Origin of the sequence: Rhodopseudomonas sp. (assembly GCF_036404135.1) — a bacterium.
Classification (GTDB): Bacteria; Pseudomonadota; Alphaproteobacteria; order Rhizobiales; family Xanthobacteraceae; genus Rhodopseudomonas_A.
Window position 1 is genome coordinate 25913 of the sequence record NZ_DASWPE010000006.1, and the last position, 13580, is coordinate 39492.

Consider the following 13580-nt stretch of genomic DNA (forward strand, 5'->3'; position numbering starts at 1 on the left):
TTTCCGGCTCGCTGGAACCGGGCGCGAGCGTCGCGCATCCGGTTAATGCTAATGCGGCCTTTACGTTGCCTGTGGCACGATGTTTCTAAATACTGACGGCAGAGGCCGAGGTCGCGGAAGATATCAACGCAGGCTGGCGTTCACGCCGGGCGTCAGGTTGGCTCAATGAACAAGACTTTCGCACCGGCCGCCGAGCGATCCAGCATAGCGCCGGCCAGGCCGCATGCCATGCCGGCCAAACGCCGGCCGAATTTCACGGTCGAACTGCATTCGGATTTCAGCGACGCTGAACTTCGCGAGACCTGGAGTTCCTTCGAACGATCGCCGACCGCCACGGCATTCCAGCGGTTGTCCTATATCGAGGCGCTGATCGCCAATATCGTGCCGCACCGCGCCGCGGAGCCGATCCTGATCGGCGCGCGCGACACCGCCAGCGGCGCGATCGTGCTGGTCGCGGCGTTGATGCGCAGGCGCCGCCACGGCGTCGCGGTGATCGAGGCGCTCGATCTCGGGCTGTGCGACTATTTCGCCCCGTTGATCCGGCCCGGACATGAATTCAGCCCGGCCGAGTTTCAGGAGCTCTGGAGCGCGATCTGCCGGGCGGTGCAGCCCGCTGCCGCGGTCTTTATCGACAAGATCCCGGCGGAAATCTTTGGCACGGCCAATCCGATGGCGCTGCTGCCGGCGGCAACACCGACCGACGGGTTTGCGACGACGTTGCGGCTGCGCGCGGCGGACGGCAGCAGCCTGGTGCGGCTGCAGGATTTTTCGGTGGTGCGCAAAGCCAACCGGCTGTGCGCCAAGCTGGCGATCTGGGGCCACCTCGAACTTCGCCTCGCCGACACCGAGCCGGCGCTGCAGGCCGCGATCGACCTGATGGTGGCGCATCGGCTGGTGCGCTCCCGCGCCCTGGGGCGCCATGACCTCTTGGACGACCACGGTTTCATCGCGTTCTACCGGCAACTCGCGCGCGACGGGCTGGCGGACGGCTCGGTGCGGGTGTTCGTTCTCAGCTCCGATCGCGAGCCGATCGCCGTGGTCTATGCATTGGCGCATCGCAACACGCTGACGGTGGTGGTGCCGTCGATGACCACGGAGGAGCGCTGGCGCAAGCTGTCGCCCGGGCTGGTCGCGATGGTGAAATGCTGCGAATGGGCCGACCGCGAGGGCTTTCACAATTTCGATCTGAGCGTCGGCGCGCTGCAATACAAGACCCGGTTCGGCGGCGATCAGCGACCGCTGTTGGAAATCCAGCAGGCGCTGTCGCCGGCCGGGCTGCTGATCAAGGCAGAGGTGACGGCGCGGCGGCGGCTTCGCGCGCTCGCCGCGCGCCACCCGAAGGCGAGGGCGCTGGCGCGCCGCATTCTGCGCCGGCCACCGTCCGCCTGACCGGCCGGCGGCGGGCTTGCCGCCCGGCCGTGTCCGCGAGAAGATGCATTAACTTCGATGGGGGGATAGTTTTGACCGACAACGGCGCGCAACCTATCTATTCCGGCATGTCTTCAAGCCGTCGAGCCCGCAGATGACGCCCCCCCTTCAACCCGCGGTGAGCCTGTGCATTCCGACGTTCCGTCGTCCCGACGGCTTGCGCAAATTGCTGTCGCACCTGGCGCTGCTGGACTACAAGGGGCCGCTCAGCATCATTGTCATCGACAATGACGGCGAGGGCCGCGCCGGCGAGGCGGTGGTGCAGGAGATCGCGCCGGGCTTTCGGTTTCCGATCGTCTGCCTGGTCGAGCCGCGCCGCGGCCACACCTACGCCTACAACACCGGCTTTGCCGCCGCCTGCCGGACGCCCAGCACCGACTATGTCGCGGTGCTCGACGACGACGAATATCCGTCGCCGGGCTGGCTGACCGAGATGATCGCCGCCGCCGTGCAGTACCGGGTCGACATCGTCGGCGGCCCGGTGTTCCCGGTGTTCGACGATCCGACGCATTGGCTGGCGCGCGGCCAACTCTACGCGCCGCAGCGCTATCCGACCGGCCCGGTCGCCATGATCTACGGCGCCGGCAACATGCTGATCCGCCGCGCCACGCTCGACCATTATCTCGACGAACCGTTCTCCCACGCCTTCGCCTTCACCGGCGGCAGCGACCTGGATTTCTTCAAGCGCTGCGCCCGCGACGGCCGCTCCTTCGCCTGGGCGGACCACGCCGAGGTGTTTGAAACCACGCCACGATCGCGGATGACGGTGTCCTGGGTGCTGCTGCGGGCGTTTCGCATCGGCTCCGACAATACGCGGACCGACCGCGCCGTGGCGGATCGCCCGCGCGACGCCGTGGTGCGCTGGGTCAAGGGCGCCGGCCTGTTCACCTACGGCGTCGCTTTGGCCCCGTTCGCGCTGCTGCGCGGCCGTTGCGCGATGATCGCCAGCCTGAAAGTGGCGGCTCGCGGCGTCGGCCGGCTCGCCGCCGAATTCAACGTGTTGTACGAAGAATATCGCTGAGCGGCGTCAAATTCGCAGCCAGGCGAGACCGAGCCGCAGCGCCACGGCGGGCAGCGCGCGCGGCGCGCGACGGATCGCGGCGAGCGCATAGCCGGCGGCCTGACGATAATGCCCGAAGCGGACCGCCTGGGTCGCCGCAAAAGTGATCATGTGGGTCTCGGCGGCGCGGCGCAGCGCCGGCAGGTCCTCCGCCGGCAGCCTGGCGAGGATGATCGCATCGCTGAACACCCGGTCCACCGCCGGCAGGAAGTCGGCGGGCGAGCGCAGGGTCGGGCTCATGGTGCTGTCGCCATGGACCCGGTAATCCATGAGATGATCCGGCAGCGCCTGAAATTCGCCGAGCGCGGCGAGCCGGCACCAGCAATGCCAGTCCTCGCAATATTTCAGCGCAACGTCGAAGCCGCCCACCGCCGCGAAGGCGCTGGCGCGAACGATCATCACCCCGCCATTGACGATGAAATTGCCGGCGGCGAGGCGTTGCAGCACCTCGCCCGAGGGCTTGGCGCGGCCTTGCAGCCAGCCGCGATGGCCGATCGGATTGCCGTTGCCGTCGATACGATCGTAATCGCCGTAGATCGCCACCGCGCGCGGCGCGGCCCCAGCCGCCTGCAATAAGGTCGCGATCGCGCCGGGGCGCAGCCGATCGTCGCTGTCGAGAAACATCAGCCAGTCGGCTTTGGCCGCGGCGGCGCCGTGATTGCGCGCCGCCGACACGCCGCGGCCCGGATTGCTCAGCAGCCGGACCCGGGCGTCGTCACAGCCGGCCACGATCGCGCGCGTCGCGTCGGTCGAGCCGTCGTCGATCACGATGAGCTCCTCGACGCCGCTGCCCTGTGCCAGCACGCTGGCGATCGCCTCGCCGATATACGCGGCGGCGTTCCAGGCGGGCATCACCACCGACACCGTGGCGGGCTGGCCGGTCACGGCGCCCGCCGGCGCGCTCGCCGCCGCATCAACTGGGCAGCAGGGCACGGGCGGCCCGAATGAGACGTCGGCCTGTGGTCTTCTGGCGAAGCGCCTCGGTCCAGTCGAACATGCTTGAATTGATATCATAGTCGCCTCGCTGGGCGTCGGGAATCGCGCCGGCGACGATCCGGCCGATCAGGTTCGGCAGTTCGCGATAGAATTTCTCGGAGCGAAACGGCGGATGCAACGAATACATGCCGGCGCCGGACCCTAAGAAGTCGATCCGGCCGAGCCGCTTTTGCATCATCGCCGCGCTGATGACCTCCTCGGCCGGCATCGACAGCGGCGATTGATGAAAAAGCCAGGCGCGCAGCCTGCGCTTGAAATTCGGCCGCACCAGATCGAGCGCGCCGACCGCGGTATCGAACCGGCGCTGGTCGAGCGCGAAGATCCGGGTGCTGACGCTCGCAAAGCGATAGGCCGGATAGTCGGCGTCGAGCCGCAGCGGCAGCGCCACGCACTCCAGCCCGGGGAACGAGCGGTGCAGATCCGGCAGCGTGCCGTCCGACCGCGGCGGACCGGGCAACGGACCGGCGAACAGCGCGTCCGGCGAGCGTTGCAGCCAGCCGATCGCCTCTTCGAGCCAGCTCTGACTGCCGCCGCCGAACAGCATGTCGCTGTCCATATGCACGACGTAGTCGGCGCGGGATTGCAGCAGACCGTAGAAATAAGCGTGGAACGGGCCGCCGTCGAAGGCCTTTTCCGGAATGGCCGCGGAGCTTGCGAAATAGCGCTGCCGCACCGCTTCGAGCGCCGCCGGCGCGTAGTCGACCTCGACGATCTCGATGTTGGCGGCGGCGCCGGCCATCGCTTCGAGCTGCGCGAACAGTCGCCCGCGGCTGTCCTCATAGGCCTCGCCGCCGTAGCGGCCGTTCGCGCTCTGTTTGGTGTCGACCGTCAGCACGACGCGGTCGACCTGCCCGCCCCACACCTCGAGCTGATGCGGCAAGGTGTGCACGGCATGACGCACGTCGAGCGGATGCAGATTGATCTGTAGCGCGGTGCGGACTTGCATGGTCATGCCTCCCTGCCGGTGAACTGATCAATGACGTCCATGAACGGCTTGCGCTGGAACTCGCGATCGAGCGGCAGCGGCCGGTTGGGCTGCTTGTCGGCGCGCGGCGCGGAATAGGGAATCCAGCTATAGCGGTCGGAAATGCCCCAGGTCAGCAGCGCGTCGAGCGGCCCCGGCGCGGTCACCGCCGCGAGCAGATCGCGAACCTGCGACGCGATCAGCGCGTCGCGCCGCGGCACCGCCGCCGGCAGATGCTGATCCATCACGTCGAGTTCGGTCACCAGGCATTTCAGGCCGTTGCCGTGCAGCTCCGCCACGAAGCCCTCGAGCCCGGCGCGATCCACCGCCATCTCGCCGTGCAGATGGCATTGCAGCCCGACCGCGTGGAGCGGCACGTCGGCGTCCTGCAACTGCCGGATCAGATGGCGAAACGCCGCGCGCTTGCGCAGGCAGCGGGCGTCGCCGAATTCGATATCGTAGTCGTTGAGCACGAGCTGCGCCTTGGGATCGACCTCGGCGGCGATCCGGAACGCCAGCGGGATGTAACGCTCGCCGAGATAGCGCGACCACAGCGACGGCCGGCGGTCGGTGACCTGATGGGCCTCGTCGGGAATCACCTCGTTGGCGACATCCCAGGAATGGATGCGGCCGCGATAGCGCGACACCACCGTCTCGATGTGCTCGCGCAGCGCGCGTTCCGCGGCGGCTTCGCTGTCGATCTGTTGGGTCCAGTCCGGCAGAGCGGCGTACCAGACCAGCGTATGGCCGCGCATCGTCAGGCCGTTGTCGGCCGCGAAGGCCGCCAGCGCATCGGCCTTCTCGAAGGCGAACTGACCCGGCGCGGGTCGCAAGTCGCTCCACTTCAGTTCGCTCACCGGCACGATCTGGCTGCAGGTTTCGGCGATCACTTGGCCGAGCCTGGGATCGGCGCGCAGATCGTCGAGCGCGATCGCGGCGCCATAGGGGATCTTGCGGCGCGGCCGGATCGTCGCCGAACGCGCTGCGGGCGACGCCAGCGCGAGCAGCGCCGCGGCCGGCGCAGCGCGCAACAAGTGCCGCCGGGTGACGCCGAAAGGCGCGGCGCGGTCGGAGAAGATCTGCGGGGGCGTCGCCATCAGCCGGCCATCCGCAAGCGCAGGAACGACGCCATCGAGGTCCTGATCCGCACCACGTTGAGCAGCCAGGCGGCGGCGGCATAGGCCAATCCCCCCGCCGCGCTGACGGTCAGCAGCGACATCAGCCCGGTGCCGCCGACCGCAAGCCGGGTGGCATAGATCGCAACGCCCATCGCCGCCGAGGCCAGCACCACCCCGGCCAGCCGGCGCGGTTCGAACGGCAGCACGAAGGCCTTGCGCGTCAACAGGATGGTGATCACCACGCCGACCGCTTCGGTGATCAAGGTCGCATAGGCTGCGCCCAGCAGATCGAACGTCGCCACCAGCGGGAACATCAAGCCGATACTCAGCACCAGCGTGATGATCGACTGGATCACCGGCAGCATCGGCCGTTCGGCCAATTGGAAGCTGATCTGCAGATAGAACTGATTGACGACGCCGAACAGCCGCGCCAGCGCCACGATCGGCAGCAGCAGCGCGACGCTGGCGCGGAAATCCGCGCCGACCAGCGTGCCCGCCACCTGGTCGGCGGCGAGCGCCAGCCACACCGCAACCGGCAGGATCACCGCCAGTAGCAATTCGATGTTCTCGTTCAGCCGCTCGCGGGTCGCGGCCAGCCCTTCGCCGGTGAAGGTGCGGAACACGATCGGAAAGGTCGCCGCCGCGACGCTCGACGCCAGCATCACCATGAACTGCCGCGGCAGGTCGGCCGCGACGCCGAATTTTCCCGCGGCATCGGGTCCGAGCAGATAGGCGACGACCAGCCGGTCGCTGGTGCTGTACAGCGCGATCGACAGCCCGCCGAGCGACAACGGCAGCCCGTAGCGCGCGAACTGCATCAGCTGATGCCGCTGATAGCGGCTGATGCGCGGCGCGCTGCCATCGATCGCGTTCATCACCGCGCCGACCATGAAGCTCACCCCGACCGCAGCGAGCAGCCCGAGGCCGCCCCAGCCCAATTCGATCGCCAGCCAGCCGAGCAGCAGACCGAGCACGCTGCGGGTGATGCCGATCACCGCATAGCGATAGGGGCGCAGCGTGGCGCGGGCGAATTCCTGCGCGATGTCGAAGGCGCCGACCGCCAAGGCGGTGAACACGCCGCCGAACAGGATGTAGATGTTGACGTCGGGGCTAAGCAGCAGGATCGCCGCCGGCGCCACGCAGCCCATCGCCCCCAGCGTCAGCCCGTAGGCGACGATCGCGGTGCCGCGGAAATCGACGTCGGCGGAACTCGCCTGATAGCGCGACACCGACAGCCGGATCCAGACGAAGAACACCGCGCCGACGATGCCGGCGATGCTCATGCCGACCACATAGACGCCGTATTCCGCCGGGTTGAGCAGCCGCGTATAGGCGGTGATCGCGATGAAGCCGATCACCGCGGGAACCAGATGCGCGCCGAGATAGATGGAGAAGTATCGATTCAGCATGTCGTCCCGATGTCCTTCGCCGACCCATCGCGCGACCGATGATATGTTGCACGCGCCGACCGTCTGCTCATCGCCGTTCACCGCTGCTCGATCGTCGGAGCCGGCCACTCACACGCGCGCCGCCCCGTCCGGACGGCAATCGTCCGCTGCAATCGCTTGTATTTTAACGAGCCCGGGCTCCGACATAAAACCAATTCGCGCGCCGTCGTTAACGCCTAGCCTGCGCCGCCACGGCGATGCGCTTAACCATGTGCAGCCGTCGCGGGCCGAGCTTGCCAGCAAAATCATGCCGCTTTGCTAATCGAACGGCGCGGAATCCGCGAACACGTTAACCGCTTGCACATTCTGCAATTCAGATTTTTGGCGAAATGTCGGAGAACTGCGTATATCGACAGCGCCCGAAGGACGGTCGTACGCCATGATCTTGAATCTGTTTTACGAGGAGAAGGAGGATCGCTGGCTGCCGGGCGATCGCCATGTCCGATCCTTGTTGCGTCGCCTGCTGATCGGCAAACCGCAGCCCGCCGGGCACACCCGCGTGTTCCTCAATCTTTGCGCGGGTCTCGACCTGCTCGGCATCCGCTATCGCGTCAACGACTACAGATATATTCAGAGACATCCCGACGAACTCGCCTGCGTGATCGGCCGCCGGTTCCTGCTGAACAAGATCGCGTGGAAGAATCCGATCCTGCTCGGCGTCGCCGCCTATGACCATCCGGTGGACGCGCCGGGTCTGTTCGACCGGCTGCCGATCAAGATGGTTCTGGTTCCCGGCGAATGGTACGTCGACATGTGCCGGCCGTATTGGGAGCGGGTGCGGAGCTGGCCGGTGGGCATCGACACCGAGCTGTGGGCGCCGGCGCCGCAGGAGCAAAAATCGGTCGACGTGCTGCTGTACGACAAGGTGCGCTGGGAGCACGACCGCATCGCGCCGGCGCTGAACGATCCGATCCGCGCCCGGCTCAGCGCCGAGGGCCGCTCGGTGCAGGAGTTGCGCTACGGCTCCTATGCGGAGGAGGAGTTCCGGCAGGCGCTGGCGCGCTGCCGGACCATGATCTTCCTGTGCGAACATGAAAGCCAGGGCATCGCCTATCAGCAGGCGCTGTCCTGCGACGTTCCGATCTTCGCCTGGGACCGCGGCGGCGCCTGGCAGGACCCGAACTACTTCCCGCACAAGGTAGTGTACGAGCCGGTGTCCTCGGTGCCCTATTGGGACGAGCGGTGCGGAATGAAGTTTGCGACCATCGACGAGTTCCAGTCGCAATGGCCAGAATTCTGGCGGCGCAGCCAGAGCCGGGAATTTGCGCCGCGCAGCTTCATTCTCGAGACGCTGACGCTGGAACAGCGCGCCCAGCAGTATTACGACATCGCCAAGAACGTGGCCGACGGGCTGGCCGCGTAATTCCGCTTCGTTCACGTCTGCGCGCGCCGGCGCGGCTACGCTTTCACGCCGAATCTTGCCAGATAGTGCAAACCGGCGGCCGCCACCACGAAGCTGAACCAGGTCGGATTCTGCCGGTCGAGCAGGAAGGTCTCCATGGTGGCGAAATAGACGCCGAACATCCAGATCACCAGAAACAGCCGGGCCAGCCCGCGAGTGCGCTCCGCCGACTGGATGAGGTGAAAATTGCGCAGCGGCGTGATCACAAAGACGAGAATGACAAACGCCAGTCCCGGCAAGCCGATGGTCAGCGCCAGGTCGAGATAACTATTGTGGCTGTGCGGCGAAGTCGACGCCCAGCCGAGATCGTCGGCGGAAGTTGTGCGGTTGGCGTTTTCCCAGAATGCGGCATAGCCATAGCCGCGGAACGGGTGATCGAGGAAGGCGGCGAAGGCATATTGCCAGATATCGGTGCGCCCGGTGAAGCTCGGATCGATCGGCAACAGCCGGACGATGGCGGCGAGCCCGGCGTTGATCGCGCTGCCGACGCTGAGCAGATTCATCAGCACCACCGGCACCAGACAGATCAGCATTTTGAGCCAGAGGCTTCTGACGCTGGCGACCAATTGGGCCAGCAGGCCGACGCCGATGCACAGCGCCAGCGCGCTCTTGCCGCCGGAGCCGATCAGGAACAACGCGGCGAGCGCAGCGATCGCTCCGCCCCACCACCGCAACCCGTTGGTTGCAAGATAGAGCCCGAGATAGACCAGGATCGCCATCACCGGCGCGGCGGCGTTCTTGTGCGCGAAGCTGCCGCGCCAATCGCCCGCCAGATCCGGCTCGGTGACGTCGGCGGCGGTGTGGATCGACAGCGCCGGCGCCACCACCAGGCCGAGATAGCACAGCGCCAGCAGCAGCAAGGCGGCGATCGCGAAACACCATTTGAACGCGGCCTGGGTCGGCGGCAGCAGCGGGATCATCACCGCCAGCCCGATCACGCTCGCGGTCAGCACGAAGCGCTGCAGCGAAATCCCCGGACTCTGCGACAGCGCGATATTGAACGCCATCCATCCAAGCAGGCCGAGATGCAGCGGCGTCCATAGCGATTTCAACGCCGGCAGATTGTCGGAGGCCGACAGCAGCATGGTGAGAACGGCGAGCGCGCCGAAGGCGAGGTAGGTGAACGCCAGTTTGCCGGTCGGCTCGCCCGGCAGGGTGGCGTTGCGCAGATCCTGGAACGGCTCCAGCGTCACCCACACCAAGAGCAGCGACACCACCACGGCGAGACAGCGGGCGCAGCTCAGAACGTTCAGTTCATCCAGGGCGGCCTGAACCACCGCAACGACTTCCAAACGCCGAATGTCGATCATGGGATAAAATGCTCTGCCCGGCATTCTTCAGCCGCGCGTCGCTTTGCGGCAACCTGCAGGTCTAGCGGCGCTTGGTTAACGCCGCGTGAAGCCGATGCTGGCCTGGCGCTCGCGGTCGAACTGCCGCTATCGACGAGCACGCCCCAGCGCCGTCGCGCCGCCTGCGGAAACGGCGCGACGCATTGATAATTCGGCGGTTGCGCGATGCGCTGCGAAGCTGCGGCAGAGAAGGATTAACCGTTTCAAAAGGAATGACTGGCGGGCGGAGGACGCTGTGCCAGTATGTTCTTCATATTGCGACACGCGCGGATTGGGTTGCGATGAATTTTTACGCATCAGCGGATTATCTCGACGCGGTCGCCGAGGTCTACTTTAAAGGCCAACGCAGCCGCGTCGAAGACGTGCAGATCGGCGATGAGGTGCTTCGTCTGCTGGTGGTCAACGACAAGCGGGTGATCACCCGGCACCAGTTCCTGGATTTTCATCAGCCGCTGCTTGAAGGTGAAATCCGCGGTCCGACGCGCAAGGGCCGTTACGCGCCGTCCGTCGCGCGTCGAGTGATCGAGCGGGCGCAATGGGACCCGGCGCAGTTTCCCGGCCTCGAGCTCGCGCCCTATGTCGACTGGTCGCAGTTTGCCGACCATGACGACTACCGGGCCTATCTGATGCAGCACCACAAGAGCCTGGTGCGGGATCGCGAACGCCGCGGCCGCAGCCTCGCCGCGGCGCATGGCGAACTGGTATTCACCATGAACGACCAGCAGGCCGACGTGTTCGACGCTGCCAAGCGCTGGAAGAGCCGGCAGCTACGCGACAGCGGCCTCGCCGACTATTTCGCCGTCCCGCAGACCCTCGAATTTCTCCAGGCGCTGCGCAGCCGCGGCCAATTGGTCTCCTCGACGCTGCGCGCCTCCGGCCGGCTGTTGTCGCTGTGGATCGGCTTCGTGCATGACCGCACCTGGTCGGGCTGGATTTTCTCCTATGATCCGGCGTTCCGGAAATACTCCGTGGGACATCAGCTGCTCAGCTTCATGCTGAGCGAGAGCCATCGCCTCGGCCATCGCGAGTTCGATTTTTCGATCGGCAGCGAGGACTACAAGATGATCTACGCCACGCACGGCCGCGTGCTGGGCGCGATCGGCCAGCCGCCGCTCGGACAGCGGCTGATCAGCTACGCCAAGGGCGAATTGCGCGAGCGAACCCCCAAGCTGTTCGGCGCCGCACGAAACCTGAAGAAGCGGATCGACGGCACGTTGCCGGTGCAGCTGGTGACGGGCCAGACCGATCCGGCCAAGGCGTGAGCGCCGCGCCTCCCGGTGAGACAACTCTGCACGGCGACTCCGCCGGTCCAGTCAAAGGAGCCCGCGCCTTGGAGGTGAAACAGGCTTTCGACACCGCGCCGCCGCTGCCATCGACGCCCGCCACGCCCTGGGAGGGCTGGAAGCGGGGGCTGAAGGACCGGCTATCCGCCGCGATCCTGCCGTTGGTGGAACACGTCGCCCGCCCCTATCTCGGCGGCGAAACCGTCGACGACGCATTGTGCGTGGCCCGCCGCCTGGCGCAGGAGACCGCGGCGAGCACGCTCGGCTTCTGGGACACGCCGGATTATTCCGGCCGCGAGATCGCCGATATTTATCTCGCGACCATTGCCCGATTGGCAGACGGCAGCCTTGATAGTTACGTCTCGGTCAAGCCGCCGGCGTTGCGGTTTGATCCGGACCTTGCGATCGAGCTTGCCGCGGCCGCGGCGGCCTCCGGGGTGCGGCTGCATTGCGATGCTCACGGCATCGAGGTCGCCGATCGGTCCAATGCCATGTTGCAGGCGATGCTGACGCGGTTCGGCGCCGGCTGCGCCGGCACCACGCTGCCCGGACGCTGGGCGCGTAGCGTGGCGGATGCCGATTGGGCCGTCGCCTATGGATTGAACGTCAGGGTGGTGAAAGGCCAATGGCCGGATCCCGCCGATCCGCAGCGCGATATGGCGGACGGATTTCTCGAGGTGATCGACCGCCTGGCGGGGCGCGCGCGCCATATCGCGGTCGCCACCCACGACCTCGCCTTGGCCTCGGAGGCGATCCACCGCATCCGCGCCGCCGGCACCTCATGCGAACTGGAGCTGCTGTTCGGGATGCCGTTGCAGCCGCTGCAGCGCTGGGCCGCGAGTCACCAGGTCAAGACCCGGATCTACGTGCCGTTCGGGAAAGGATTCATTCCCAATGCGCTCAATGTGCTGCGGCAAAATCCTGGACTGATGTGGACCATCGCCCGGCGCCGCCTCGCCGTGGGCTAACTCTGTCGCGCAAAGGCCCGGTAGCAACCGCGGGGCTGCCGCGCCGCGGCTCGAGCGCGCACGCCCGCAAAGCAAGCCCGCAACCGCGGACGGCGTCTGGCTTAACCATTTCATAACCATGGCTGCCGCAGTCTCGCGGCGGTATCGTCTCCGTTCGAGACCTCGCAAAAGGCTTGAACATGCTTCAGTTCTTATTGCGCACGCGGGCCGGCAATCCGTTCCGGGCACGTTCAGCGGCGCGCGACGTCGAAACCGACACCGCGCGCATTGCGTCGATCGCCCTGTCGATCGACGAGGCGATCCGAGCGGCCGAAGCTGAGAACGAGGGCTTGAACCGGCGGCTGGCCGACGTCGTGGCGCGTGCCGCCGTGACCTTCGGCAATGACACCCACGAATATCAGGAGCGCGACCTGCTCGACAGCCACCACCAGAACCTGTTCAACGCCGAGATCGCCAACGCCGAACGCCGGCTCGCGGAGCTCGTGGAGAGCATCGGGCATTTCAAATTCTTGAAGGCGGTGCTGACGACAAGGTTTCCGGATCTCAAGCCGTCAGCCTCGCCGGCCGGCCCGGGCGACGCGCCGCGATAGCGCCGTCGGGCGCTGTCCGCTCAGCGATCCACAGCGGGTTCGGGCGCTGCGGCTTTTGCAACGCGACGCGGCGCCACGTCGAATGCAGCTTCGCGGTGATGCCGCGCACCTTCGCCTCATGGCGACTGCATCGCGGGATGCGGCCGCTCGGCGGCGACGCCGCGCTCACCGATCACGCTGCAAGCGCAGAAACTGGCTCTTGGCGAGCCGCCCCGCCACAATGCCGATGCACATCGCTAGGCTGTCGACGAGCGCGTCTTCGAGCCGGGCGTGACGCGTCGACAAGGGAATTTGCATGGCTTCGAGAGCGAGGCAAAACCAGATCGCGGCGATCAGCAGCAGCGGCGTTTTCTTCTCGAAGGCAAAGCCGAACAGCAGGCCCGGCAGCACGAAGGCGCCGAAATGTTCGATGTCGTGCTGAAGCCCGGTGACCGGCCGCACGTCGGCCGGCACGATGCTCAGCAACACCAGCGCCGCGGCGCAGACATAGGCCAGGATGCGCAAAGATTTCATGCCCGCGGCAATCCGAACGCCCTTTGAAGAACACCCGGCGCGCGCCTCGGGAAGGGCTTTTCCGAGTAACACGTGGCTTCGCCGCGATCGAACCAGACCGCCGCGACCATCAATTCTCAATGACCAGCAATTAAGAGCAAGATTGCGGCCGACAAGCGCTTGGCGTGAAGCCGGGCATTGCGGCGGTCGCGGCGCGCCGTCTGATCGCGGAATTCAGCGGCAGGAACGGCACCCGGACCTCATGCGGCTCTTGCTGTGCAAGCTGAGGTTCAATGGCGAGCAGAACGCACCGAAGGCACGACCCTCGGCAAACAAGGGCTCAAGCCGAAATGGTGCCCCTGGCCGGAATCGAACCAGCACTCCTTGCGGAACTCGATTTTGAGTCGAGCGCGTCTACCAGTTCCGCCACAGGGGCCCACGAACCACGGCAAGCCGTGGTCGCGAAGCGGGCGGAATATAGC

General features: G+C 66.4%; 12 protein-coding genes and 1 tRNA gene. 6 read left to right on the forward strand and 7 right to left on the reverse strand.

Going from position 1 to position 13580, the window contains the following annotated elements; all coding sequences use genetic code 11:
- Positions 1-165: 165 nt before the first annotated feature.
- Entirely contained in the window at positions 166-1389 is a 1224-nt protein-coding gene (locus VGC77_RS00720) for a GNAT family N-acetyltransferase (protein ID WP_331169660.1), read from the forward strand.
- A gap of 133 nt (positions 1390-1522) precedes the next feature.
- Positions 1523-2449 carry a glycosyltransferase family 2 protein gene (locus VGC77_RS00725; protein WP_331169661.1) on the forward strand — a complete coding sequence of 309 codons (927 nt, stop codon included), beginning with the start codon at positions 1523-1525 and terminating at the stop codon, positions 2447-2449.
- Between the two features lie 6 nt (positions 2450-2455).
- Here VGC77_RS00725 and VGC77_RS00730 read toward each other — a convergent pair whose 3' ends face one another.
- The 4 genes from VGC77_RS00730 to VGC77_RS00745 are packed head-to-tail and all read right to left on the reverse strand — an operon-like array spanning position 2456 to position 6975.
- Positions 2456-3373: a glycosyltransferase gene (locus tag VGC77_RS00730; RefSeq protein WP_331169662.1), complete on the reverse strand. Its 918-nt coding sequence runs from the start codon at positions 3371-3373 to the stop codon at positions 2456-2458.
- Positions 3374-3401: 28 nt separating this feature from the next.
- On the reverse strand, positions 3402-4436 hold the full coding sequence (locus tag VGC77_RS00735; protein ID WP_331169663.1) for a glycosyltransferase family 2 protein: 1035 nt from the start codon (positions 4434-4436) through the stop codon (positions 3402-3404).
- Positions 4433-5545: an endo-1,4-beta-xylanase gene (locus VGC77_RS00740; RefSeq protein WP_331169664.1), complete on the reverse strand. Its 1113-nt coding sequence runs from the start codon at positions 5543-5545 to the stop codon at positions 4433-4435. Before VGC77_RS00740 ends, VGC77_RS00735 begins: the two co-directional genes overlap by 4 nt.
- Positions 5545-6975: a lipopolysaccharide biosynthesis protein gene (locus VGC77_RS00745; RefSeq protein ID WP_331169665.1), complete on the reverse strand. Its 1431-nt coding sequence runs from the start codon at positions 6973-6975 to the stop codon at positions 5545-5547. Before VGC77_RS00745 ends, VGC77_RS00740 begins: the two co-directional genes overlap by 1 nt.
- A gap of 418 nt (positions 6976-7393) precedes the next feature.
- Between VGC77_RS00745 and VGC77_RS00750 the strand changes: the two genes are divergently transcribed.
- The gene (locus VGC77_RS00750; RefSeq protein WP_331169666.1) at positions 7394-8377 is read left to right on the forward strand and encodes a glycosyltransferase family 1 protein; all 984 of its coding nucleotides are present in this window, start codon (positions 7394-7396) and stop codon (positions 8375-8377) included.
- Positions 8378-8412: 35 nt separating this feature from the next.
- On the opposite strand, the gene VGC77_RS00755 is transcribed toward VGC77_RS00750, so the two are convergent.
- Positions 8413-9693 carry an O-antigen ligase gene (locus VGC77_RS00755; protein WP_331169667.1) on the reverse strand — a complete coding sequence of 427 codons (1281 nt, stop codon included), beginning with the start codon at positions 9691-9693 and terminating at the stop codon, positions 8413-8415.
- Positions 9694-10046: 353 nt separating this feature from the next.
- Between VGC77_RS00755 and VGC77_RS00760 the strand changes: the two genes are divergently transcribed.
- The 3 genes from VGC77_RS00760 (at position 10047) to VGC77_RS00770 (ending at position 12606) form a co-directional block, all read left to right on the forward strand.
- Positions 10047-11027 (forward strand): GNAT family N-acetyltransferase, encoded by a 981-nt coding sequence (locus VGC77_RS00760; protein ID WP_331169668.1) that lies wholly within the window; start codon positions 10047-10049, stop codon positions 11025-11027.
- 68 nt (positions 11028-11095) lie between these two features.
- Entirely contained in the window at positions 11096-12016 is a 921-nt protein-coding gene (locus VGC77_RS00765; protein WP_331169669.1) for a hypothetical protein, read from the forward strand.
- 179 nt (positions 12017-12195) lie between these two features.
- Positions 12196-12606: a hypothetical protein gene (locus VGC77_RS00770; RefSeq protein ID WP_331169670.1), complete on the forward strand. Its 411-nt coding sequence runs from the start codon at positions 12196-12198 to the stop codon at positions 12604-12606.
- A 165-nt stretch (positions 12607-12771) separates the two neighbouring features.
- Here VGC77_RS00770 and VGC77_RS00775 read toward each other — a convergent pair whose 3' ends face one another.
- Both VGC77_RS00775 and VGC77_RS00780 read right to left on the reverse strand, forming a co-directional pair.
- Positions 12772-13119 carry a VanZ family protein gene (locus VGC77_RS00775; protein ID WP_331169671.1) on the reverse strand — a complete coding sequence of 116 codons (348 nt, stop codon included), beginning with the start codon at positions 13117-13119 and terminating at the stop codon, positions 12772-12774.
- Between the two features lie 330 nt (positions 13120-13449).
- A tRNA-Leu gene (locus VGC77_RS00780) sits at positions 13450-13534 on the reverse strand.
- Positions 13535-13580: the final 46 nt, after the last annotated feature.

What these genes read in the sequence shown, in the direction of transcription:
- VGC77_RS00770 (WP_331169670.1), top strand. Translation starts at nt 12,196, where the DNA reads ATGCTTCAGTTCTTATTGCGCACGCGGGCCGGCAATCCGTTCCGGGCA.
- VGC77_RS00750 (WP_331169666.1), top strand. Translation starts at nt 7,394, where the DNA reads ATGATCTTGAATCTGTTTTACGAGGAGAAGGAGGATCGCTGGCTGCCG.
- VGC77_RS00775 (WP_331169671.1), bottom strand. Translation starts at nt 13,119, where the DNA reads ATGAAATCTTTGCGCATCCTGGCCTATGTCTGCGCCGCGGCGCTGGTG.
- VGC77_RS00720 (WP_331169660.1), top strand. Translation starts at nt 166, where the DNA reads ATGAACAAGACTTTCGCACCGGCCGCCGAGCGATCCAGCATAGCGCCG.
- VGC77_RS00725 (WP_331169661.1), top strand. Translation starts at nt 1,523, where the DNA reads ATGACGCCCCCCCTTCAACCCGCGGTGAGCCTGTGCATTCCGACGTTC.
- VGC77_RS00740 (WP_331169664.1), bottom strand. Translation starts at nt 5,545, where the DNA reads ATGGCGACGCCCCCGCAGATCTTCTCCGACCGCGCCGCGCCTTTCGGC.
- VGC77_RS00760 (WP_331169668.1), top strand. Translation starts at nt 10,047, where the DNA reads ATGAATTTTTACGCATCAGCGGATTATCTCGACGCGGTCGCCGAGGTC.
- VGC77_RS00735 (WP_331169663.1), bottom strand. Translation starts at nt 4,436, where the DNA reads ATGACCATGCAAGTCCGCACCGCGCTACAGATCAATCTGCATCCGCTC.
- VGC77_RS00745 (WP_331169665.1), bottom strand. Translation starts at nt 6,975, where the DNA reads ATGCTGAATCGATACTTCTCCATCTATCTCGGCGCGCATCTGGTTCCC.